Annotated in this window: 21 protein-coding genes; 10 read left to right on the plus strand and 11 right to left on the minus strand. The window is 71.5% G+C overall.

The window, feature by feature from the left end:
- Positions 1 to 346 precede the first annotated feature (346 nt).
- From ACFXG1_RS02885 to ACFXG1_RS02905, 5 genes are all read right to left on the minus strand, one after another.
- Positions 347 to 982: an NADPH-dependent F420 reductase gene (locus ACFXG1_RS02885; protein ID WP_384740482.1), complete on the minus strand. Its 636-nt coding sequence runs from the start codon at positions 980 to 982 to the stop codon at positions 347 to 349.
- Positions 983 to 1,202: 220 nt separating this feature from the next.
- Complete coding sequence (locus ACFXG1_RS02890) at positions 1,203 to 3,449, minus strand: transglycosylase domain-containing protein (RefSeq protein WP_384740485.1); 2,247 nt, start codon at positions 3,447 to 3,449, stop codon at positions 1,203 to 1,205.
- Positions 3,450 to 3,494: 45 nt separating this feature from the next.
- Positions 3,495 to 4,238 (minus strand): response regulator transcription factor, encoded by a 744-nt coding sequence (locus tag ACFXG1_RS02895; RefSeq protein ID WP_384740606.1) that lies wholly within the window; start codon positions 4,236 to 4,238, stop codon positions 3,495 to 3,497.
- Between the two features lie 71 nt (positions 4,239 to 4,309).
- Positions 4,310 to 5,239, minus strand: coding sequence for a hypothetical protein (locus tag ACFXG1_RS02900; protein ID WP_384740488.1), 930 nt, complete (start codon positions 5,237 to 5,239; stop codon positions 4,310 to 4,312).
- Complete coding sequence (locus ACFXG1_RS02905; protein ID WP_384713212.1) at positions 5,223 to 5,765, minus strand: SigE family RNA polymerase sigma factor; 543 nt, start codon at positions 5,763 to 5,765, stop codon at positions 5,223 to 5,225. The genes ACFXG1_RS02900 and ACFXG1_RS02905 overlap by 17 nt, the downstream gene beginning before the upstream one ends.
- A 254-nt stretch (positions 5,766 to 6,019) precedes the next feature.
- On the opposite strand from ACFXG1_RS02905, the gene ACFXG1_RS02910 reads away from it, so the two are divergent.
- Positions 6,020 to 6,814, plus strand: a complete 795-nt coding sequence (locus ACFXG1_RS02910) for a hypothetical protein (protein WP_384713215.1) — start codon at positions 6,020 to 6,022, stop codon at positions 6,812 to 6,814.
- Between the two features lie 104 nt (positions 6,815 to 6,918).
- Positions 6,919 to 8,121, plus strand: coding sequence for a sensor histidine kinase (locus tag ACFXG1_RS02915; protein ID WP_384713218.1), 1,203 nt, complete (start codon positions 6,919 to 6,921; stop codon positions 8,119 to 8,121).
- 50 nt (positions 8,122 to 8,171) lie between these two features.
- Here ACFXG1_RS02915 and ACFXG1_RS02920 read toward each other — a convergent pair whose 3' ends face one another.
- From ACFXG1_RS02920 to ACFXG1_RS02940, 5 genes are all read right to left on the minus strand, one after another.
- A complete protein-coding gene (locus ACFXG1_RS02920; RefSeq protein ID WP_384713220.1) occupies positions 8,172 to 8,306 on the minus strand; it encodes a hypothetical protein in 135 nt (44 codons plus the stop codon).
- Between the two features lie 91 nt (positions 8,307 to 8,397).
- Complete coding sequence (locus tag ACFXG1_RS02925) at positions 8,398 to 9,630, minus strand: serine hydrolase domain-containing protein (protein WP_384713223.1); 1,233 nt, start codon at positions 9,628 to 9,630, stop codon at positions 8,398 to 8,400.
- A 163-nt stretch (positions 9,631 to 9,793) separates the two neighbouring features.
- Positions 9,794 to 10,693 carry a VOC family protein gene (locus ACFXG1_RS02930; protein ID WP_384713226.1) on the minus strand — a complete coding sequence of 300 codons (900 nt, stop codon included), beginning with the start codon at positions 10,691 to 10,693 and terminating at the stop codon, positions 9,794 to 9,796.
- A 164-nt stretch (positions 10,694 to 10,857) separates the two neighbouring features.
- Positions 10,858 to 12,303 (minus strand): NAD-dependent succinate-semialdehyde dehydrogenase, encoded by a 1,446-nt coding sequence (locus ACFXG1_RS02935; RefSeq protein ID WP_384740495.1) that lies wholly within the window; start codon positions 12,301 to 12,303, stop codon positions 10,858 to 10,860.
- 61 nt (positions 12,304 to 12,364) lie between these two features.
- Positions 12,365 to 13,381, minus strand: coding sequence for a dihydrodipicolinate synthase family protein (locus tag ACFXG1_RS02940; protein WP_384718349.1), 1,017 nt, complete (start codon positions 13,379 to 13,381; stop codon positions 12,365 to 12,367).
- Between the two features lie 377 nt (positions 13,382 to 13,758).
- Between ACFXG1_RS02940 and ACFXG1_RS02945 the strand changes: the two genes are divergently transcribed.
- The 7 genes from ACFXG1_RS02945 (at position 13,759) to ACFXG1_RS02975 (ending at position 19,308) form a co-directional block, all read left to right on the plus strand.
- Positions 13,759 to 15,072 carry a Rieske 2Fe-2S domain-containing protein gene (locus ACFXG1_RS02945; RefSeq protein WP_384718347.1) on the plus strand — a complete coding sequence of 438 codons (1,314 nt, stop codon included), beginning with the start codon at positions 13,759 to 13,761 and terminating at the stop codon, positions 15,070 to 15,072.
- Positions 15,069 to 15,623: an aromatic-ring-hydroxylating dioxygenase subunit beta gene (locus ACFXG1_RS02950; RefSeq protein WP_384718345.1), complete on the plus strand. Its 555-nt coding sequence runs from the start codon at positions 15,069 to 15,071 to the stop codon at positions 15,621 to 15,623. Before ACFXG1_RS02945 ends, ACFXG1_RS02950 begins: the two co-directional genes overlap by 4 nt.
- On the plus strand, positions 15,624 to 15,950 hold the full coding sequence (locus ACFXG1_RS02955) for a hypothetical protein (RefSeq protein ID WP_384718343.1): 327 nt from the start codon (positions 15,624 to 15,626) through the stop codon (positions 15,948 to 15,950).
- Positions 15,951 to 15,986: 36 nt separating this feature from the next.
- On the plus strand, positions 15,987 to 16,979 hold the full coding sequence (locus ACFXG1_RS02960; protein WP_384718341.1) for an ornithine cyclodeaminase family protein: 993 nt from the start codon (positions 15,987 to 15,989) through the stop codon (positions 16,977 to 16,979).
- Positions 16,976 to 17,767, plus strand: coding sequence for an SDR family NAD(P)-dependent oxidoreductase (locus tag ACFXG1_RS02965; protein WP_384718339.1), 792 nt, complete (start codon positions 16,976 to 16,978; stop codon positions 17,765 to 17,767). Before ACFXG1_RS02960 ends, ACFXG1_RS02965 begins: the two co-directional genes overlap by 4 nt.
- Before the next feature lie 72 nt (positions 17,768 to 17,839).
- Positions 17,840 to 18,037 (plus strand): ferredoxin, encoded by a 198-nt coding sequence (locus ACFXG1_RS02970; protein ID WP_384709529.1) that lies wholly within the window; start codon positions 17,840 to 17,842, stop codon positions 18,035 to 18,037.
- On the plus strand, positions 18,034 to 19,308 hold the full coding sequence (locus ACFXG1_RS02975) for an NAD(P)/FAD-dependent oxidoreductase (RefSeq protein ID WP_384709526.1): 1,275 nt from the start codon (positions 18,034 to 18,036) through the stop codon (positions 19,306 to 19,308). The genes ACFXG1_RS02970 and ACFXG1_RS02975 overlap by 4 nt, the downstream gene beginning before the upstream one ends.
- Here the strand turns inward: ACFXG1_RS02975 and ACFXG1_RS02980 are convergent.
- Positions 19,305 to 20,081: an IclR family transcriptional regulator gene (locus ACFXG1_RS02980; protein WP_384709523.1), complete on the minus strand. Its 777-nt coding sequence runs from the start codon at positions 20,079 to 20,081 to the stop codon at positions 19,305 to 19,307. The genes ACFXG1_RS02975 and ACFXG1_RS02980 overlap by 4 nt on opposite strands.
- Before the next feature lie 570 nt (positions 20,082 to 20,651).
- On the opposite strand from ACFXG1_RS02980, the gene ACFXG1_RS02985 reads away from it, so the two are divergent.
- A complete protein-coding gene (locus tag ACFXG1_RS02985) occupies positions 20,652 to 22,073 on the plus strand; it encodes a hydroxymethylcytosylglucuronate/cytosylglucuronate synthase (RefSeq protein WP_384740609.1) in 1,422 nt (473 codons plus the stop codon).
- Positions 22,074 to 22,080: the final 7 nt, after the last annotated feature.

Genomic DNA, 22,080 nt, shown 5'->3' on the forward strand with positions numbered 1-22,080 from the left:
GGAGGTATTTAGGGGCGCGGGGAACTGCGCGACCAGCCCACCACGGTCCGCGGACCGAATACGGCATACGGCAGCCGTACGGCTCCGGGCGCCGGAGGCGCGGGAAGCGCCGCGAGTGACGGTGCCACCGAGGTATCGAAGCGGACCGCAGACCGTCCACGGCCGGTCGCGCAGTTCCCCGCGCCCCTAAAAGCCTCCACCTCGCCCTCCCCGCAGGGATGCGGCGCCCCTGAACACCTGTACTGGACCGCCCCGCAGGGATGCGGCGTCCCCAGCCCGTCCACCTCGCCCGCCCGCAGGGGGACGGCTCCACCTGACCGTCCCCGCAGGGATGCGGCGTCGGGGGTCAGAGGTGGGCGGTGGCTTCGGACTTGGTGAGGGGGGAGCCCAGGTTGGACTCGTGGAGGTCGCCGAAGACCTCGATACGGATCGACTGGTCGATCCCGCCGACCGGGACCGGGTCGAAGCCGGCGGTACGGATCAGCCCCGCGACCGTGTCACCGGCCGCCCGGTCGTCGGTGGCGTAGAACCCGACGGCCAGCGGCGGCGCGCGGTGCGCGGCCTCGCCGAGGGTGTCGGCGGTGAGGGTGCCGAACGCCTTCACGAGCCGGGCCCCGTCGGGCAGCAAGGAGGCGATGACGGTGCCGGACGACTCGTCCTCCGGCAGCGTCTTGCGGAACCCGCCCTTTCCGTCGGCCGTGATCGGGTTCGAAGGGTCCACCACGATCGTGCCGTCCAGCCGGTCGCCCCAGACCCCGATCAGCTCCTTGATGGTGTCGAACCAGACCGCGAGGACGAGGACGTCGGCCTGGTCGACGGCCTCGTCGACCGTCACGGCCCGCGCGCCGCCGCCGACCCGGCTCGCTTCCTTTTGGGCCTGTTCCGGGTCGCGGCTCGCGAGCAGCAGGGGCTCGCCGCCGCGGGCGAGGTTCGCCGCGAGCCGGCCGCCGATGTTTCCCAGGCCGATGATGGCTGTCGTCATTCCGGATCTCCTCGGGGGACCGCCGGGTGGGGCCCCGGCAGGACCAGCAGAACAGGGCCGGGCGGTCGGCGGCCCGCCGGGAAGGGCCGCCCGGGTGAGTCCCGCGCGGGGTGAGTCCCGCGGTGGGCCGGGCCCGCCGCGGGTCGGTACGGGCGAAGGCCCCGGGAGCCGTGCTCCCGGGGCCTTCGCCTTGCGTCCTGCAGAGGGTCGCGTCTACGCGTCAGTCCCCTTCGCCGCCGTTTCCGTCGCCGTCACCACCGCCGCCGTTCCCGGGGCCGCGGCCGTTTCCGTTCCCGTCGCCGCCGTTCCCGCCGCCGCCGGGCCGTCCGTCGGGGCCGCGGCCTTCGCCGTCCCCGTCACCGTCGCCCCCGCGGTCCGGGTCGGACTGCGGCGGGTTCGGGAGGCTCACCTGGGCGAAGTCCGGCCGGTCCTTGCCCTTCAGCGCGTCGCTCATCGCGTCGCGCCAGATGTCGCCGGGCACCTCGCCGCCGAAGACCTTCGCCTTGAACTTGCCGCCGATGCGGACGTTGAACATCTTGACCTGCTGGGTGGGGCTGCCGACCCAGACCGCTCCGGCCAGGTTCGGGGTGTAGCCGACGAACCAGGCGTTGCGCCGGCCGTCCGTCGTACCCGTCTTGCCCGCGTTGTCCCGGCCGTCCAGTCCGGCCTTGGCGCCGGTGCCGCCGCCCTGGTCGGAGACGACGCCCTCCAGCAGCGCGTTGACGGTGTCGGCGGTACCCTCACTCACCGCCTGGCGGCAGTTGGCCTTCGGCGTCTTCAGCTTCTTCCCGTTCGCGTCCGTGATCGACTCGATGGCGACGGGGGAGCAGTACTGGCCGCGCGCGGCGAAGGCCGCGTACGCGGACGCCATGGTCAGCGGGGACATGCCCTCGGAGCCCAGGGTCAGTCCCGACGGGGACATCTGGAGCTTCTTGCCGTCGCCCACGACCAGGCCGAGCTTGTCGGTCGTCTCCTTCACCGCGCAGAGCCCGATGTCACCGATCATCTGCACGAAGTAGGTGTTCACCGAGAGCGCCATCGCCTGCTTGAGGCTGTAGGGGCCCTTCTCGGACTCCAGCTCGTTGGTCAGGTCCTCGTTCGAGTAGTTGATCCACGGCTTGCCCGGGTCGCAGGTCTCGATCCGCCGCGGGTACTGCATCTCGTACGGCGACGAGTACGTCTGACCGGCCGGGCGGCCCGCCTCCAGCGCCGCGGCGGCCACGAACGGCTTGAACGTCGAGCCGACCGGGAAGCCGTAGTTCGACCCGTCCATCTTCTTGTCGACGGAGTAGTTGATCTGGGTCTCGTTCTTGCCGAAGCCGTACGGCCTGGACTGGCCCATCGCGAGGATCTTGCCGGTACCGGGCTCGACCATGGTCACCGCGGTGGCGACCTTGTCGGACTTGTAGACGTGGTCCTTGATCGAGTCCTGGGCCGCCTTCTGGGACTTCGGGTCGAGCGTCGTCCGCACGGTCAGGCCGCCGCGGTTCCACAGCTTGGCCCGCTCCTCGCGGGTCTTGCCGAAGACGGGGTCGGTGAGGAAGACGTTCCGTACGTAGTCGCAGAAGAACGCGGCGCCGTTGCCCGCGGTGATACAGCCGTTCTGCGGCCGGCTCACGTCGAGCTTGACCGGACTCGCCTTGGCGCGCTCCACATCCGCCTTGGGGGCGGCCCCGACCTGGGCCATGCGGTTGAGCACCACATTGCGGCGCTGGGTCGCGGTCTCCAGATTGCGTACGGGGTCGTAACGGCTGGGGGACTGGACGAGCCCGGCGAGCAGCGCGGCCTCCTCCAGCTTCAGGTCCTTCGCCGACTTGGAGAAGTAGCGCTTGGACGCGGCCTCGATGCCGTACGCCTGCTGCCCGAAGAACGTGATGTTGAGGTAGTTCTCCAGGATCCGGTCCTTGCCCAGCTCCTCCTCGACCTGGATCGCGTACTTCATCTCGCGGATCTTGCGGCCGGGGGTCTGCTGGATGGCGGCGGCGACCTTGTCGAGGTCGTCGCCCGCCTCCTCCACGAACACGTTCTTGACGTACTGCTGGGTGAGGGTCGAGCCGCCTTCGGCGACACCGCCGGACTGGGCGTTCTTGTTGAGGGCGCGAAGGACGCCCTTGAGGTCGATCGCGCCGTGCTCGTAGAAGCGCGAGTCCTCGATGGCGATGATCGCCTTCTTCATGTACGGGGATATGTCCTTCAGCGGGACCACGGTCCGGTCACGGGAGTAGACCGTGGCGATGGTCTCGCCGTCGGCGTCCTGGATCGTGGTCCGCTGACTGAGCGGCGGTGTCTTCAGATTCGCCGGGATCTCGTCGAACTTCTTGACCGTCCCCTTGGCGGCCAGTCCCAGCGCGCCGGCGGCCGGCAGGGCGATGCCCGCCAGTACCGCGCCGGAGAGCATGCTGATTCCGAGGAAGACGGAGGCCTGTCGGGTCGCCGACCGACGCCCGCCGGAGCGCGTTTTTGGCATGGGTTTGATCCAATGTGGTTCTGTTCGGACAGTAATTGTCGTCGATCACCTACCGGTATGCGGTGACGGAATATCGACGATCTTGTAACCAAAGCCCCGCACGGTCACGATCCGCTCGCTGCCGATCTTCGCGCGCAGCCGCTGGACATGGACGTCGACGACCCGGGTGTCGCCGCGCCACCGGTCGTGCCACACGGTCCGCAGCAGGGTGTCCCGGCGGACGACGGTCCCCGGCGCACCGGCGAGTTCGGTCAGCAGCCGGGTCTCGGTGGGGGTGAGCGCGACGGGCCGTCCGGCGACGCGTACCCGATGGGTCTCCTGGTCGATCTCGACGTCCCCGACGGTTCGTACGGCGGGCCGCGGGCCGCCCGCCGGGAAGTCCGTCGGAAAGCCCGTGCTGCTGTTCACCGGGCACGGCTGTTGGTACGCGGCCGGGGCCGGGGCCGTCGCGCGCCGCAGCAGGGCCCGCAGCCTGGCGTCCACCACATTGAGCCGCAGCGGGCGGGGCACATAGTCGTCGGCGCCCGCCGCCAGGGCGGCGATGCCCTCGATGTCGTCGTCCCGGCCGGTGATCATCAGGATGGGTACGGCGCTGCGCTCGCGGATCGAGCGGATGAGGCCGACACCGTCGGGCCCCGGCAGCAGCATGTCGGTGACGACGGCGTCCACCGGGGCGCCGCCCATGAGCCGCAGGGCGGCCGCGCCGTCGCCGACGGCGGTGGTGGCGAACCCGAGGCGGGCCAGGGCTTCGGCGGTGGCCGCGCGCCCGTCGTCGTACTCGGCTATCAGAAGGCGGGGGACGCGCGCGGGCCCCGGCCGGCCGGGGGCGGAAACGGGGACGGCGGTGGCGCGGAGCGCGGTCACGGCACCTCCCGCGATCCGGCGGACTTTCCGGGACCGGCCGTCGCGCCACCGGGCCATTGGGCGCCGGGCGCGATGGCGGATTCGCGCTTTTCCCGGGGGTCGGCCTTCGCGGGGGCGCCGGTGACGACGCCCTTCTTCGTACCGCCGCCGCCGGGCAGGGCGAAGGTGGCGGAGTCCATCATCCCGGCCACCTGGGTCAGCCGTGCGCCCGTGACCGCGGGGCCGGCGCAGACCAGTACGGAGAGGATGGCGCGGGCCTCCGGCACTCCGCCGACGACCCCGCTGAACGCCTGGGTGCCGCCGACGGTCCGGCAGTCGGGTTCGAGGATCTCCTCGGGGCCGAGCCGTCGTCCTTCGCGCAGCAGCGCCGCCGGGTGCTGGTAGCTGCGCTCCAGGGTGAAGTCGACGAACAGGCCGTCCGCGGGCAGCTCCCGCAGGGGCATGCACGGACTCTTCCGGCACGGCCAGTCGAACGAGGTCAGCGGTGTGGTCGCCGCGTACGTCCGGCTGCTGACGCCCTTGTCGGGCCGGTCCGGCGCGTTGACGGTGTGCCAGCCCGCGGGGAAGGCCACGACGAGACCGGCCAGATCGGGGTTGGTCACCTTCTTCGCGCGCGGCCCCGGCCGCTCCGGGGCGGCCGCCGGATCGCGCGTCGCTTCGGGCGCGGCCTCGTCGGCCGTTCCGCCGCCCCCGGCCCGGGGCAGCAGGGACCCGCCAACGGCCAGGACGGCGGCGGTCAGGGCGGCCGTGGCGGCGGCGCCCACGACGGCGCGCCGCCTGCGACGGCGGCGCCGGACCCGGTCGCGTACCTGACGCATCCGGTTCAACGGCGTCGGCAGATCGGGCACCGTACGTTCCAGCAGGACCCGCAGCTCGTGCTCCGCCGCGGCGTCGTCGTCCCCGGAGTGGTCACGCGGCTCGGCCACGGGACTCACCGCCCTCCGCCAACGGCTCCGGCAGCACCGACCGCAGGGTCTTCAGCGCCTTCGCGGACTGGCTTTTGACGGTGCCCTCCGCGCAGCCCAGGGTGGCCGCCGTCTCGGCCACGCTCAGATCCTCGAAGAACCGCAGGACGACGACCGCCCGCTGGCGCGCGGGCAGGGACCGTACGGCATCGGCCATCGACTGCTCCAGATCGACCCGGGCGAAGGCGTCGTCCGCCTCCCCCGCCCGCCCGCGCCCCGGCTCCGGCAGCACGTCGTGCGGCACCTCGCCCCGCCAGCGCCGCCGCCACCACTCCGTGGAGGTGTTGACGAGCGTCTTGCGGATGTACGCCTCCGGATGCTCCCCGGCGATCCGCGGCCACTTGGGCCACACCTTGGCGAGGGTCGTCTGCAACAGATCTTCGGCGAGGTGCGCGTCGCCGGTCAGCAGCCATGCCACGCGCAGCAGCCGCGGCCCCCGGGCGGCGACGAACGCCTCGAAACCCGCGTCGTCGCCCGGCAGACCCATCCAGCTGTCCTTCTCGTCCCGCTCGGAGAAAAGCTTCCACGGAAGAGGAAGGGGGTGGAGGCGGGTTCGGGTTGCCCGGATGACGCGGTGATTTTTCTCCCGCGCCTTCCTCACGCCTTCCCGCACCGGTTCGTACGGGGCTCTCCGGCGCAAGGTGTGTCCTCCGATCGAGGTGAGCGGGTGTTCCGCGGTCCGGGCGCGGTCGGGCGCCGGGCATGATCGCGGCGTCCCCTCACCCCGGGAGGTGGCCGCCCGTGGTGGTCGTGATCGTCGTCGCCGTGCTCGCCCTGCTCGCGGGCCTCGCGGCCAACCGCCGGCTGCGGCCCCGGCTGGTGCCCTTCGACGACGGGCACGGCCTGGCGCTCAAGGACGTCGTGGAGCCGCTGCTGATGCTGACGGTGCTCCTGCTGGCGTTCGTCCTGGTCACCGCGTCCGGCTCGTACGGGAAGGCCGAGGTCGCCTCGCGCGGCGAGGCCCGCGCCCTCGACCACATGGCCGAGATCGCGGAGTACGTGCCCGCGGCCCACCGGGCACGGATCCAGACCGCCGCCGTCTGCTACGCCCGGGCGGTACGTGTCCAGGAGTGGCCCGCCATGGCCGACGGGGACGGCTCGTCGGCCCCGGGCGTATGGGCCGCCGAGTTCCGCCACACCTTCCGGGAGCTGGAGGGGGACAAGTCCTTCGGCCTGCTCGTCGCCGCCGACAACAAGCGTTCCCAGGAGCGCGAGGAGCGGCTCACCCAGGCGACGGCGAGCGTCCCCGCCGCCATCCTCTGGTTCCTGCTCGCCACCGTCGCGATCACGATCCTGACCCTCGCGATCTGTCTGCCTCGCCGGAGGAACCGCGGCCAGATCGCCGTCCTCGTCGTCATCACCGGCATCCTGGCGTCGACGCTGTGCATCATCCGCGACGCCGACCGCCCCTTCGGGGGCGTCATCACCATCCCGTCGGCCGCGATGACCGAGACCGAACGCGAGGCCACCCGCGACCACCTCGCCCACGGGGGCCCGGCGGACTTCCCCTGCGACGGCGACGGCGACCGCCGGTAGCGGCGCCGGGGCCTGCCCGGGAGAAGCGGAACGCATCCTTCGATGTATTCGATCTCCACCGTGGTGACGAGGCACGGGAGCCCCGGCCGTGTGTTGATGGAAGGGTGAAGACCTCCCGTCCCCCGCGCTTCGACGTGTTCCTCGCCGTGGCGGCGTTCCTCGGCGGGCTGCTGCTGTGGTCGCTGGGCCAGTACGTCCGCCCCGCCGCGCCGCTGCCCGCCTGGGCCGCGCTGGTTCCGCTGACGGTGATCTGTGCGGCCCAGCTGTTCCGCCGGACGGCTCCGCGGGTCACCCTCGTGGCCGGTACGGCGGCGCTGGTGCTCAGCCTGTTCACGGTCGGCAGCCTGGTCACCGTGCTGGTCTTCACCGATGTGGTGTACGCGGCGGTGCTCTACGGGTCGCCCCGGCTCGCCCGCCGTATCCCGGTGGCTTCCGTCCTGCTCACGGGGGCCGCGACCATCGCCTTCGTGCTGTGGACCCGGTCGGCGGACGGCCTGCTGCTCGGGGTACTCGTGGGGCTGGTGACCTTCGCCCCCGCGGTGACCGCGGTGATCGTCCGCAACCACCGGGAGGCCGCCGACACGGCCCGGCTGCGGGCCGACCAGACCAGGCTCCTGGCCGAGATGGACCGGGTCCAGGCGGTGACGGCCGAGCGCAACCGGATGGCCCGCGAACTGCACGACATGGTCGCCAACCACCTCACCGCCATCGCCATCCACTCCACCGCGGCGCTCTCCCTCGACGACCCGGCGACCACCCGGAAGGTGCTGGGGACCATCCGTGAGAACAGCGTCGCGGGCCTCGCCGAGATGCGCCGGCTCATCGGTCTGCTCCGCGAGGGCGCCGACGACCTGGCACCCGCCGCCGCGCCCACCCTCGCCGGGGTGGAGCAGCTGGTGGGCCGGGCCCGTACCAACGGCGCGGCGAGCGGGCTCGCCTTCACCCTCGACGACCGGCGCGAGGACGGTGTGCCCCTGTCCGTGCCCGCGGACCTGGCGGCGTACCGCATCGTCCAGGAGTCCCTGACCAACGCCCAGAAGCACGCCGACCCCGGCGAGGTGCGGATCACCCTGACCCAGGCCGCCGAAGGAACCCTGACCGTGAACGTGACCAGCCCGTACGGCGACCGCTCGGGGCCGCGGGCCCCGGGCTCGGGCAGCGGTCTCACCGGGATCCGCGAACGGGTCGCCCTGCTCGGCGGCCAGGTCTCGGCGGGGCCCGAACCGGGCCCGCCCGGGGGCCCCGCCCGGATCTGGCGGGTCCGCGCCGTCCTGCCCGTACGGAACGAGGAGGAGCCTCTCGGGTGACCGCGGGGGTGATGCCCGGGACGCCCCTCCGGGTTCACGGGCCGGGCGCGTCAGATCCGTTCCGGTTCGGGCAGGGGGCCGCTGCGCAGCAGGATCGCGGAGACGACGGCGCCGGTCCCGAGGATGCCCGCGCACCACCAGAACACCGTGGAGTAGCTGTGGACCGCGGAGCAGATCAGGCCCATCCCGATACCGGCGACGACGAGCGGACCGAGCAGGCCGGCCCGGTAGGAGGAGTCCGGGGCGATCCTCGTCAGCCGGGCCCGCCTGCTCCGACTAGGTGTTCGGCGGTCGCTTCTTCACGGCTTTGGCGCCGCAGAACACGGAGTCCACGATCTTCTCCGACCAGGCGTAGTCCGCGTTGACGTTGACCGTGACGGAGCGGCGGCCGTCCTCGGTGGCGACGGCCTCGCTGCCGCCGCCGGCGGCGCCGCCGCTGTGGCCGTAGACCGTCGTGCCGCAGGTGGTGCGATAGCGGTAGAGCCCGAGGCCGTACGCCTCGTAACTCTGGACCTGCCCGGCGTTGGGCAGCATCCGCTTCATCGCGGCGAGCTGTGCCGGGGGCAGCAGTTCGCCGCCCAGCAGCCCCCGGAGGAACCGGTTGAGGTCCCCGGTCGTGGAGATCATGTCGCCGTCGCCGAACGCCTGGGACGCGTTCTGCTCGGTCACGTCGTGGATCTCGGTCGCGTGGGGGTCGTCGCTGAGGAACGAGTACATCCGGGGGTGCGGGCCCGGAATGGTGACCTTGTTCCCGGGCAGCGATGTGTGGCGCAGCCCGAGGGGTTCGAGTACCCGCTTGCGGATCTCGTGGGCGTAGGTGTTCCCGCCGGCCTTCTCGATGATCATTCCGGCGAGGACATAGCCGGTGTTGGAGTAGGCGTGGCGGTCGCCCGGGGCGAAGTCGGGCCGGTGGGCCAGCCCGACCCGCGCGGTCCGCAGCGGGGGCCAGGTCTCGTACCGGCTCTTCAGATACTCCGTCGTGAAGAACTTCCGCCGGTACTCCGGATCGCTCATGTACTCGCGCAGCCCGCTGCTGTGGTCGAGCAGCTGCCGTACCGTGATCGCCCGGCCGTCGTTGCCGTTGCCGCGGACCACGCCGGGCAGCCACTTCTCCACCGTGTCGTCCAGACCGAGCAGCCCGTCGGCCTCCTGGTCGAGCAGGGTGGCGGCCACGAACGTCTTGGTGATGCTGGCGATACGGAACCGTTCGTTCGACTTCCTCGCCTTGCCCGTGGTCCGGTCGGCCACACCCGCCACGCCGTTCCAGACCCGGTCCCCCGTACGCACCTGGGCGATGACTCCCGGGGCGCCCTGCCGGACGAGGTCGTCCAGCGCCCGCTGGGTGGCGTCGTACCGCGCGCCCGCACCGGGTGAGGCCCCGGTCCCGGCCTGTGCGGGAGTGGCCAGGAGCGTCGCGGCGACGGCCGCCGCGAGCGCTCCCACCACCGCCGTACGGGCCGTCCGCCTTCGCGCGCCGGCCCGGCCGTGTGTCCCTGCTCGTATCGCCACGGGATGCTCCTCACCTGGGTGGACAGCCCGGGACCGCACGGTCCTGACCATGGGAGGTCGGCCCGAAATGTCCCGGGGAGAGTGTTACCGGTGAGGACCCGGTGGGCTGTCCTGTAGTTGATCAGGAAAGGTGGTTTGGCCGGATTCCGACGGTGTTCCGGTGTCAGACGCGGGGCGGTGTCCACAGCACGGGATCGCTCGCCGGGGTCATCTTGGCGAGTATCAGTTCGTCGAAGGCGTTGGCCGTCCCCCACTGGTCCTGTTCCTCGCGGGAGGTGCCCCAGACCTTCGGTGTCCAGCCGTGTTCCTCGTCGATCCGGATCAGCTCCGTCGTGTACTCCATGACGAACCCGCTCGACGGCTCCTGGAAGTACGAGTACGTGTTGTCTCCCGCGCCGTGCCGTCCCGGGCCCCACAGCGGCTGGTGGCCCGCGCGCATCAGCCGGCCGGTGCCGCGCATGAACTCGTCGATTCCGTTGAGCTCGAAGGAGACATGGTTCAGGCTCGTGTGCTTCGACCGGGCGAAGGCGATGATGTGGTGCCAGCCCTCGGTGCGCATGAAGCAGAAGAAGTCCTGCAGCCAGTCCGAGATCTTGAAGCCCAGGACGTCGCCGTACCAGGCGACGGTCTTGTCGACATCGGTGGTGTTGAAGACGACATGGCTGATGAACTTGGGCCGGGACTCGCCCGGTTCGACGGGGCGGTGGGCCCGCTGTTCGACCTCGGCGGCGAGTTCGACGGCCCGGCCGTCGCAGTCGAAGAAGGCGCAGGAGTAGCCGCCGCCGAAGTCGGGGCGCTCCCCGGGCTCACGGATGATCTTCGCGCCGCTGCGCGCGACCCGTTCGAACAGCAGGTCCACCCCGGCACGGTCCCGGACGTCGAAGGTGGTCAGCTCGATCCCGGCGACGTCGTTCTCGCGCAGCTTGACGATGTAGTTGCTGGGGCAGCCGGAGCCGAAGTAGCTCCTGCCCTGCTCCTGCGTCACCAGGTCGAGCTGCCAGAGGTCCTGGTAGAAGGCCCGGGCGACCGGCAGGTCCTCGACCGCGATCGAGACCGATCGCACGCTCGTGATCGGATGGGGGGTGGGAAGGGACATCAGGGTTCTCGCTTTCTCGCACCGGTTCTTGCGGTTCTCGCCGTTCTTGCCGTTCTCGCTGGTCTCGCTGTTTCGCCGTTCTCGCCGGCTCCGGCCGGGGGCGGACGCCATGGCTCCGGCCGGGACCGGGGTCACCAGGACGTGGCGATGTACTTCGACTCCATGAACTCGCGCATTCCCTCGGCCCCGCCCTCACGGCCGAGACCGCTCTGCTTGACGCCGCCGAAGGGGGCGGCGGGGTCGGAGACCAGGCCGCGGTTGACGGCGACCATCCCGGCTTCCAGTTCGTCGGCCATCCGGAGGCCGCGGCGCAGGTCGGAGGTGTAGACATAGGCCGCGAGTCCGAGGTGGGTGTCGTTCGCGGCCCGGACGACCTCGTCGTCGGTGTCGAACGCGATGATGCTCGCGACCGGCCCGAAGATCTCCTCCCGCACGATGTCCGCGTGCGCCGGGACGTCGACGAGGACCGTCGGCGCGTAGAAGGCGCCCTCGCGGTCCGGCCGTTCGCCGCCGGTGAGGACCCGGGCCCCGGCCGCCACCGCGGACTCCACCAGCGCGGCGACCTTCGCCACGGCCCGGGGGTTGATCAGGGGGCCGCACTCGGTCGCCGGATCGGTCCCCGGGCCCACGACGAGCCGGGCGAACCGGTCCGCCAGGCGGCCCGAGACCTCCTCGACCAGGGACCGGTGGACGTAGACACGGTTGGCGGCGGTGCACGCCTGTCCGCCGTTGCGCATCTTCGCCACCATGAGGCCCTCGACGGCGTCGTCGGGATCGGCGTCGTCGAGGACGATGAAGGGCGCGTTCCCGCCCAGTTCCATACTGGACTTGAGGACCGTATCGGCGGCCTCGCGCAACAGTACCCGCCCCACCTCGGTGGAGCCGGTGAACGACAGGGCGCGCACCCTGTCGTCGTGGAGCATCGCCCGCACCACCGGGCCCGAACCGCTGGTGGTGACGACGTTGATCACGCCGTCGGGCACACCCGCCTCCTTGCAGAGGCGGGCGATGAGATAGCTGGTGAGCGGGGTCTCGGCCGCGGGTTTGAGGACGACGGCGCAGCCCGCGGCCAGGGCCGGCGCGATCTTCCGGGTGGCCATGGCCGCGGGGAAGTTCCACGGGGTGACCAGGACGGCGACGCCTATGGGCTGGTACGAGACCAGGATGTTGTTGGTCCCGCCCGGTGAGGTGCCGAGGTGGCCGGCGGCCCGTACCGCCTCCTCCGCGTACCAGCGGAAGAACTCGGCGGCGTAGTCGGCCTCGGCCCGTGCGTCGGCGAGGGTCTTGCCGTTCTCCGCCGAGATGAGGGCGGCGATCTCGTCGCGGCGCGCGACCATCAGTTCCCAGCAGCGGCGGAGGATCTCGGCCCGCTCGCGCGCGCTGGTCGCCCGCCAGGGGCCGAAGGCCGCCGCCGCCGCGGCGACGGCCGCCAGCCCGTCCTCGACGGTGCCGTCCGGGACGCTGTGGAGGACCTTGCCGGTCGAGGGATCGCGCACGTCGATCATGTCGCGTCGCCGGTTCGGGGGCGCCGCGCCGATGATCAGGTCGGAGTACGGCGCTGCGGTGGACGTGGCCATCGAGGCTCCTTTGCTACGAGTGCTGCGAGTGCTACGAGTACTGCGAGGTGGGGGAGCCGGGTCAGGCCGGGTTGCGGCCGACGAGGAACTCGTGGTCCGGGGAGTCCGTGACATCGAGCCCGGCGGCCACCGCCGCGGCGCGCAGCCGCGCCATCTGCCCGTCGTTGATCCGTGAGAGCGGCGCCCGCATGGGGCCGCCGTTGAACCCGTTGAGCCAGCCCTGGTACTTCCACAGATAGCGGTGGACCATGGCCGTGCCGTTGATGGCCGGGCCCACCACGGCCGCGTCCGCCTCGCGCACCGGGTGGATCTTCCAGTAGATCTCCATGGCCTCGTCGAACCGGCCGTCGCGCATCAGGGCGAAGTAGCGCGCTACCCACGGCCCGTACGCCTCGTAGTTCGACGTCCCCATCCACTGCATCCCGTACGTCGCGTGCCAGGCGGGCGAGTTGGACTCGATGGGGTCCATCACGATGACGTCCTTGTGGTACCGGTGGAAGATCTCCGCGATACCGCCCACGCCCGGGCCGCCGATCTCGGTCTTCACGGCGACCACATTGGGGATCTCCTCGATCATCCGGCCGATCAGCCGGGGCGAGAAGTGGCTGGGGTGCAGCCTGCGGAAGTTCCACAGATGCATCCCGAAGACGATGACGCCGAGGTTCGTGCTCTCGGCGACGGCCTTGGTGTAGTCGAGGACCTCCTGCTCGGTCGCCGGGTAGAAGGTCAGCGGGTACGACAGCAGGACGTACGTCGCGCCGAGGCGCTCCGACTCCCGCACGAGGCGGATGTTGTCCTCCAGGGTCGGCAGCGCGGCGTGGACCACGGTCTGCAGTTCGTCCCCGGCCTCGTCGATCGCGACCTCGGTGACCTGGAGGAGTTCGTCGAAGGTGGTGCCGCACTCGGCGACGACGAGCGTGCTGGACATGCCCATCCGCTTCGTCAGGGCGATGTCGTGGCGGACGGCCCGCTCGTTGATGTGCTTCAGATCGCCGGTGAAGGTCGGCAGCAGACAGCCGCAGATGCCCTTCATGTTCTGCTGCGCCCATGCACGGGCTTCGGAACGCGAGTAGCTCATGGATGCTCCGTTCGGCGCGGCCACGCATGCGGGCTTCTGCCGGCAATGCGCTATCCAGATAATGGATACGGTGACCGCTTAATGGATGCCGGGGAGGCTAGCAAGCGGCTCCGGGGTGGTCAACGGGTTCGGCGGCGGGCATTTTCCAGGACGACGGGCCGGCGCGGGATGTCTGCGCTCCTCGCACCCGCCGCGCCCCGGCGGCCCGGACGAAGCGGTCTTTTCTCGCGATTCATCGGGCGTTGACACCCGGTACGGCCGGTTGTACGTTCACCGAACCCAATAGATGGATGCGATATCCACTATCTGGATACACCTGTACTGCGTAGGACGACTGGAGTCTGCAGATGATCAGGGCTGAATCGACCGGCACCAGAGTGAGCCGGCATGAGTATTGGGGCGACGACGCCTTCCGCCGGGAGACGGAGCGGATCTTCCGGCGCTGCTGGCTCTTCGTCGCCCATGAGAGCGAGATCGCCGCCCCCGGGGACTACGTCACCCGGAACCTGGGCGGCGAGGACGTGATCGTGACCCGGGACGAGGACGGCAGGATCCGGGCCTTCCTCAACTCCTGCACCCACCGGGGCACCCAGCTCTGCCGGGCCGACCTCGGCAACTCGTCCCACTTCCGGTGCAGTTACCACGGCTGGACGTTCTCCAACTCGGGTGACCTCAAGGGCGTTCCGGAACGTAAACAGGTCTTCGAACCGTCCTTCGACAAGTCGGCGTTCGGCCTGGTGGCCGTCCCCCATGTGGAGAGCTTCCACGGACTCGTCTTCGCCAGCTGGAACCCGGACGCGCCACCCCTGGCCGAGGAGCTGGGCCCCGCCGCCTGGTATCTGAGGGGGGTCCTCGACAAGGCCGGTGACCTGGTGGCGGTCGGACCCCCGGCCCGTGCCCGGGTCCGGACCAACTGGAAGCTCGGCTCGGAGAACTTCGCCGGCGACGGTTACCACCTCGCCACCACCCACAAGAGCCCCATCGACCTGGGCACCTACCTCAACACCGACGCCTTTCCGCAGCTCGACGGGGTGTCGATGGCCCGTATGCGAGGCCGTTGTATCACCGCCGGGAACGGCCACGCGTTCCGTGTGCAGCACTACGACCTGCCGGGCACCGAGCCGATGTTCCTCGGCTATCCGCAGGAGAAGTGGCGGGACATGGCCCGGGGCCTCGACCCCGGACAGATCGACCTGATGTCCCGGCTCTCCGTCTTCCACGGCAATGTCTTCCCGAACCTGTCGTTCATCGACGCCCCCGCCCTCTCCTCCGGGGACGACACCCCGGCCGTCTCCTACGTCCAGTTCCGCGTCTGGCGGCCGATCGACGCCATGCACAGCGAGTTGATGCTCTTCGCGCTCGTCCCGCCGTGGTACGACGACGAACAGCGCGACCACTCGCAGCGGGCCAATCTGCGCATGGTGGGCCTGGCCGGGATCTTCGACACCGACGACCTCCAGAACTGGACGAGCGTCGCGGACATGAGCCGCGGCGAGGTGTCCCGTACGACGGACTTCGTGTACGAGGGCGGCGCCCTCGCCGAACCGGACTCCGACAAGCCCTGGCCGGGATCGGTGTACGACCTCGATCACACCGAGACCAACCAGCGGGAGCTGTACCGCCGGTGGGCCGAGCTGATGGACGACGAGTCGTTCGTCCCGGTCGGCCCGGGACGGAGGCCGGTCCGATGAGCCCGCGCACCGCCCGCCCCTCGCCGGTCCTGTCCGACGACGACGGCCGTACGACGGAGACACTGCGCCGCTTCTACGACGTCGAGGCCCGGCTGCTGGACTCGTACGACTACCCGAACTGGCTTCCGCTGCTGGAGGACGAGTTCACCTATCGCGTCCCGGTCACGGTCACCAGGGACGACCCGTCGCTGCCGCCGTCGATTCCCGGCGCCTATCTGGTCGACGAGTCACGGGACTCGCTCGCGTCGCTCTGGGCGCGCCGGTTCGAACCGGACCAGATCGACTTCGCCTGGGGCGAGGTCCCCCTGCACCGCGTCCGGCGCTTCGTCACCAACGTCCTCGTCGAGCCGGGCGACCGCCACAACGAGTACGTCGTCGACAGCAATGTGCTGATCAGCGTCGTCCACCAGGCCCATCCCGCGGTCGTCGCACCCGCGGGGCGACGCGATGTCGTCCGGCGCCGTACCGGTGGCGGCTGGGGCCTGGTGAGCCGTAACGCCGTCTTCGACGAGAGCGTCATCCGCCTGCCGCACCTGCGGATGGTGGTCTGAATGTCCGGGGACGCCGTATCCGCCGACGGCGGCGGCCCGGCGGCTCGGGAGACCGAGGTGCCCGGTGAGACCGGAGAAGGCGGCGGCGGGTCGTCGGGCGAGGTCGTCGAGGCCGAGTTCACCGTCGTCAACGAGTTCACGGCCGCCCGGATCAGCAAGATCAGGACCCGTAACGGCCATCGCGTCGAGATCCGGTCCCTGCGGCTGGGATACCGCGTACGCCTCGATCCCCTCGCCCTCGAAAGCGTCAGCTGGCAGTCGCCCGACGTCTTCTCCCGCTTCCTGGACCAACCCTTCGGGCCCGAGACCGACACCCGGTCACCGTGACCCGAAACGGCCCGTAGGGCCGAGAACGAGAAAGAGATGGAGCGCATGCTTCTCCTGACGGACGACCAGGTCCGCGCGTCCCTCCCGATGGACCGCCTCGTCGACGCCCTGCGCGACGGGTACCGGATCGAGGCGGCGGGCGGCGCGGACTTCCCCGACCGCGTCAATCTGGAATCGGGTCCCGGTTTCTTCCGCCTGATGCCCGGAGTCGTCGGCGGCGCCGGCGTCATGGGCTTCAAGGTCTTCAACCAGCTCGCGGCCGGCGGCGTCCAGTACCTCGTCGGCCTGTACGACGAGAAGTCCGGCGCCCTGCTCGCCCAGCTCGACGGCGCCTATCTGACCGCCGCCAGGACGGGCGCCACCACCGGTGTCGCCGCGGGCCTCCTGGGCCCGGACGGTCCGGTCGAGGTCGGGCTGATCGGCTCCGGACTCGAAGCCGAGACCAACCTCGAAGGGGTCTGCGCCGCCCTCCGGGTCACCGGAGTCTCCGTGTTCAGCCCCAACGCGGAGCGCCGCGACCGCTTCGCCCGGCGGATGACCGAACGCCTCGGGATACCCGTGAAGCCGGTGACCGCGGCCGAGGACGCCGCCGCCGCCCCGGTGGTGGTGGCCGCGACGAACACCGGTATCGGCACCGGCCGGATCGCCCTGCGCGGAAGCTGGCTGAGCCCCGGGGCCACCGTCCTCTCCATCGGCTCCACGATGCCCGGACTCCGGGAGATCGACGTGGACGTCGTCGCCCGCGCCGCCCTGGTCGTCAGCGACGCGCCCGCCCAGGCCCGCGGGGAGTCCGGCGATCTGATCGCCGCGGACGAGGCCGGAGTACTCGACGGCAAACTGTGCTCGCTCGCGGCCGTCGCCGCGAAGGGCGCCCGGCGGGCATCGCCGAAGGACATCGCCGTCTACAAGTCCGTCGGCACCGCCCTTCAGGACATCGTCGCCGCCCGCGTCGCGTACGAGGGCGCCCTGGAGACCCGTACCGGACACCGCGTCGACCTGCTGCGCGCCAAGAAGCCGGCCGGGGCATGAGCGCCGCCGTCGCACCACGCGGTACGGCGCTGGTCACCGGGGCCGCCAGCGGTATCGGCGCGGCGACCGCCCGCGCGCTGGGCCGGGCCGGCTACGCGGTGGCGGCCTGGGACCTCTCCGACCGGGGCGTCCGGGAAACCGTCGGCGAACTGTGCGCGTCCGGTACGACGGCCGCGCCGTACGCCGTCGACGTCACCGACCCGGCCGCCGTCACCGAAGCCGTACGCCTCACCGAGGACGACCTGGGTCCGCTGGACGTGGTCGTCCACGCCGCGGGCGTCTTCGACCAGAACCTGCCGTTCGGCGAACTCACCGACTCGGTGTGGGAGTTCGTCCTCCGGGTGAACGTCCTGGGCACGGCCAACGTGGTACGGGCCGTACTGCCGGGCCTGACCGGACGGGGCCACGGCAGCGTCGTCACGGTCGCCTCGTCGGCGGGCCTCGTCCCCCGCGGCGGCGGCGCCGCGTACATCGCCTCCAAGCACGCGGTGGTCGGACTGACCCTGAAGGCGGCCGCCGAGGTCGCGCACCGGGGCGTCCGGATCAACGCGGTCGCCCCCGGCTGGATCCCGACCCGGCTCTTCGAGACCAGCGCCGCCGCGTTGCGCACCGGCGCCCTCGCCCCCGACGTCCCCGGCGAACCGGCACCCGTCGGGGGCGCGATCCCCCTGGGGCGCCCCGGCACGGTCGACGAGGTCGCGGACGCCGTCGTCTTCCTGGCCGGCGACCGGGCCCGCTACATCACCGGCACCGTACTCCCCGTCGACGGCGGCTATCTCGTCGGCTGACCGGGCCGCCCCCGCCCCACCCTCCCCTCCGGCGCCGGACCCCGGCGTGCTCCGAAACCCAGAGGTACCGCCATGAAAGTGATCGCCCACCACGACAAGTGCCGGGGCTACGGCAGCTGCATGCTCGAAGCCCCCGCCGTGTTCGACCTCGACGAGGACGAGAACCGTGTCGTCGTACTCGACGCGGAACCCGACGAGCGCCTGCGCTCCAGGACCGAACGCGCCGTGCGCTCCTGCCCCGCCCGCGCCCTGGAGGTGATCGACCGATGAACCGGCCGCCGGAACACGTGGTGGTCGTCGGCGCCTCCCTCGGAGGCATGTCCCTGGCGCAGGAGCTCCGCCGGATCGGCTACGACGGCGCGGTGACCGTCATCGGCGCCGAGAGGACCCGTGCCCACTACGACCGCACCCAGCTCTCCAAAGACCTGCTCACCGGTCGCTGCGAACCCGACTCCCTGTATCTGATGGACGAGGAGGAGACCGCCCGGCTCGCCCTCGATCTGCGGACGGGCCGCAGGGCCACCGGACTGCGCACCGGCGCCGGGACACAGGCCCCGGCCCCGGCCCTGGTCCCGGCTTTGGCTCCGACCTCGGCCTTGGCCCTGGCCCTCGACGACGGGACGACCGTCGAGGCGGACGCCGTCGTGATCGCGTCGGGCTCCTCCGCGCGCAGACCCCCCTTCCCCGCCGACCTGCCGGGTGTCCACACCCTGCGCACCGTCGACGACGCGGTCGCCCTGCGCACCGCCATGGCCGACGCGAAGGACGTGGTGGTCCTGGGCGCGGGCTTCATCGGCTGCGAAGTCGCCGCCGCCGCCCGGGCCACGGGCCGCGATGTGACGCTCGTCGACCTCCAGCCGGCGCCGATGTACGCGGCGCTGGGACCCGTCGTGGGGGACCACTTCGCGCGGCTGCACCGAGCCAATGGCACCCGCCTCGAACTGGGCACCGGCGTCGCGGGTCTCGTCGGCGACCACCGTGTCACCGGGGTCCGCCTGGCCGACGGCCGGGTACTTGGCGCGGACCTCGTCGTCATCGGATTCGGCGGCGTCCCCGAGACCGGCTGGCTGGACGGCTCCGGTGTCGCCGTGGACAACGGCGTGGTCTGCGACGACGCGGGCCGTACCGCGGTCCCCGGCGTGTTCGCCCTCGGTGACGCCGCCCGCTGGCACTCCGCACGCCACGGGCGGCCCGTCCGCTCGGAACACTGGAACCACGTCCCCCTCCAGGCGGAGGTCGTGGCGGAGAACCTCGTCGCCGGCGCCCTGTCCGCCGCGGACACCCCCGCCGCACGGCTCGACGCCCTGCCGTCCTTCTGGACGGACCAGTTCGGCTCCCGGACCCAGCTCGTGGGGACACCGTCCCCCGGCGACCTCACGCATATCGTCGCCGGGACACCGGGAGAGCCGGGGCTGGTCGCGCTCTACACCCGGGACGGCCGGACCACCGCCGCCCTCGCCGTCGACGCCCCCCGGGCCCTGCTCCGGCACCGGGACCGGGTCACCGAAGGAGCGCCCTGGCCACCGGCGGACACGTTTTAGGCGAAGGGGGGCCGCCCGCGCCAGCCGAGGAGCTGGGACAGCGACAGGGCCAGCCCCAGCACGGCGTCCCTGATCTCCTCGGGGGCGCGCCCGTCGCCCCGCGCGTTGACGATCGACGCCGACGCCACGACGGTGCCGTCGGCGTCGCGTACGGGGGCCGCGGTCGCCGTCGTCGGCACGGTGATGTCGTGCTCGGTGGTCAGCAGCCCCGATTCCCTCGTCCGCTCCAGGGTGGCGCGCAGGGCGTCGGGGTCACCGATCCCGGCGCCGGCATCGCCGTTGTCCACCTCGTTCCCGGTGGCACCGGTCGTCGTGAAGTGGCCGATATAGGCGTCGGCGAACTCGGCCGGCGCGAAGGCGAGGAGTACGAGCCCGCGGGCGCCGATATGGAGGGGGTACGAGCGGTAGGTGTTGGCGTAGAAGAGACTCGGCACCGGAACGCGCGGCTCGGCGCTCGCGATCACCACGGACGCGTAGGCGTCCCGCTCGGCGAGCTGGACGAATCCCCCGACCCGGTCGGCGGCGGTCCGCATCAGCGGCTCGCCCGTGTGGAACAGCGGGTGCTCGCTCAGATACGCGGACCCGATGGCGAAGAGCCGGCGACCGATGTAGTGCAGTCCCGTGGCCTCGTCCCGGCGCACAAATCCATGATCGCGAAGGTAGGCCAGGGTGCGGTGCGCCGTCGCCCACTTCGTGGCGGTGCGCTCGGCGAGTTCCGTCGCCCGCATGGGCTTCTCGGCGAGGTATTCGAGCATCTGCATGGCTCGATGCATGCTCTGCATCGAGTTGGAAGTGGATGCGCGAGCCGAATCGCCACTGTCGAACACGCACCGGATTTTACCACCGGGACGGGTTCCGTTCCCCGGGAACCCCCTCCCGGCCCGGGACATCGCCGACGCGAAAGCCCGGGTCGGAACGGGGAGAGTGGTCATGGCCGCGCCGCCGTCACCCATGAGCATCACCATCTGCCCTGATATCGCCCGGAATTATGGAATAGGGGATAGCTTGCGGTCATTGGGGGAGGGGGCGGGGATCGGTTCGGTGATCTTCTCATGGAATACGAAACGTATGGCGAGCCCCTGATTATTGCTCGTCCGGTGATACTTATGTCGGCTGATCGGGCTATTCACTCTCCGGTTTCGATGTCGCGGCAATTCCTTGAGCCATACACCGGTGCGTGTCAGCCTTGTCTGCGAAAGGGGCTCCGGCGAGAGGTGCACGATCTCACCCGGGGCGACTTTGCGACTGTGTGATGCGGATGCCCCTGTGGCGCTCGCCCTCTGTTCCAGGCATACCACCTCTCCTTGACGATACGGGAGTTACCGATGCCGTCCTTTGCCGCCATGCATTCCGTGGCCCCTGCCACCGGATCCGATCCCGTAACCGTCGCGCTCGTCGGGGCGGAATTCGGATGGGGAAGCTCGGGCAAACTGAGCGCGGTACTCGCCGCGCTGCGGGACCGGTCGACACCTCCCCTGCGCTTCATCGGAATGGCGTCGGGGCTGGGGCGTCCCGTGCTCGCCGAGCACGCGGTCGACGGCTGGTACGACCTGCCGGACGATCCCGGCGGGACGACCCTCGCGGTCGAAGAGATCGTGCGGTCACAAGCGGTACGGGCCGCCTTGGTCGTCCTGGACGGCGCGGCGGCGACGGCGTTGCTGGCCACCGGTGTGCCCACGGTCTTCCTCGACAGCCTGCCTTTCCTCTGGTCCGAGGGCGATCGGGCCGCACTGCCGCTGAACGCGACGGTGTACTGCGCTCAGAAATCCATCGAACTGCCGCCCGAGTGCCGGGCTGTCCTGGCCGACGCCCGGGGGCTGCGCTGGGTCGAGGCCGTCATCGCCCGACCTCGCGCTTCGGAGCCCGAGCCCGAGCCCGAGTCGGAGCCGGAGCCCGAGTCGGAGCCGGAGCCCGAGTCGGAGCCGGAGCCGGAGTCGGAGCGCGGCGCCCGGCGGGACGCGGGCCGGCCGTATCGCAGGGCGCTGGTCAGCCTGGGCGGTCTGCGGGCGCCGGGTCTCACCGATCCGGGGCACTACCCGCGCCTGGTCGTCCCGGCCGTCCTCAAGGCGCTGACCGCCTACGGGATCGAAGAGGTACACATCGCCGGCAACCTGCCCGGCGACCTGGCGGACCAGCTCGTCGACCCGTCCGCCGCCCCGCCGCGGACGACGGCCGGCCCGCTCGGACACGGCGCGTTCCTGGAACGGCTGGCCGCCTGCGACATCCTGCTCACCTCGCCCGGACTGACCACCCTGCTCGAAGCGGGCGGGGCGGGCGTCCCCACCGTCTGCCTGCCGCCGCAGAACCTCAGCCAGATCTACAACGGCCGCTATCACAGCCGAGCCCTCGGGGCGGAGCTGCGCGTGCGCTGGCCCGATGACGTGCTCGTCGAGGACGAGGTGCTGGCCCTGCGTTCGGAGGGTGAGGACCACGCACTCGAACGGATCTACGGCGCGATCGGGGCCGCCGCACTGGGCGACGGCCGGCGGGACGTCGGCCGCGCCGTCCTCGACGGTGTCCTGGACGCACTGCGCCGGGCCGCCCACGTCGGCCGGTGGGACGCCCTCACCACCGCGGTGGGCACCGGTGGGGCGGCCCAGGTGGCCGACGCGCTGCTCGAAGTCCTCGGCGCGACGGGCCACCTGCCCGACCTGCCCAACCGACGCGACCTGCCCAACTCGCCCGACCTGCCCGACCCGCGCGCCGCGGCCGGCGCCGAAGCCATCCGGAGTCGTATCTCCCGCACCGTTCCCCCCACCCCGTGAGTCGCCT

It is taken from the genome of Streptomyces sp. NPDC059248 (genome assembly GCF_042753905.1).
In the GTDB taxonomy this organism is placed as follows: domain Bacteria; phylum Actinomycetota; class Actinomycetes; order Streptomycetales; family Streptomycetaceae; genus Streptomyces.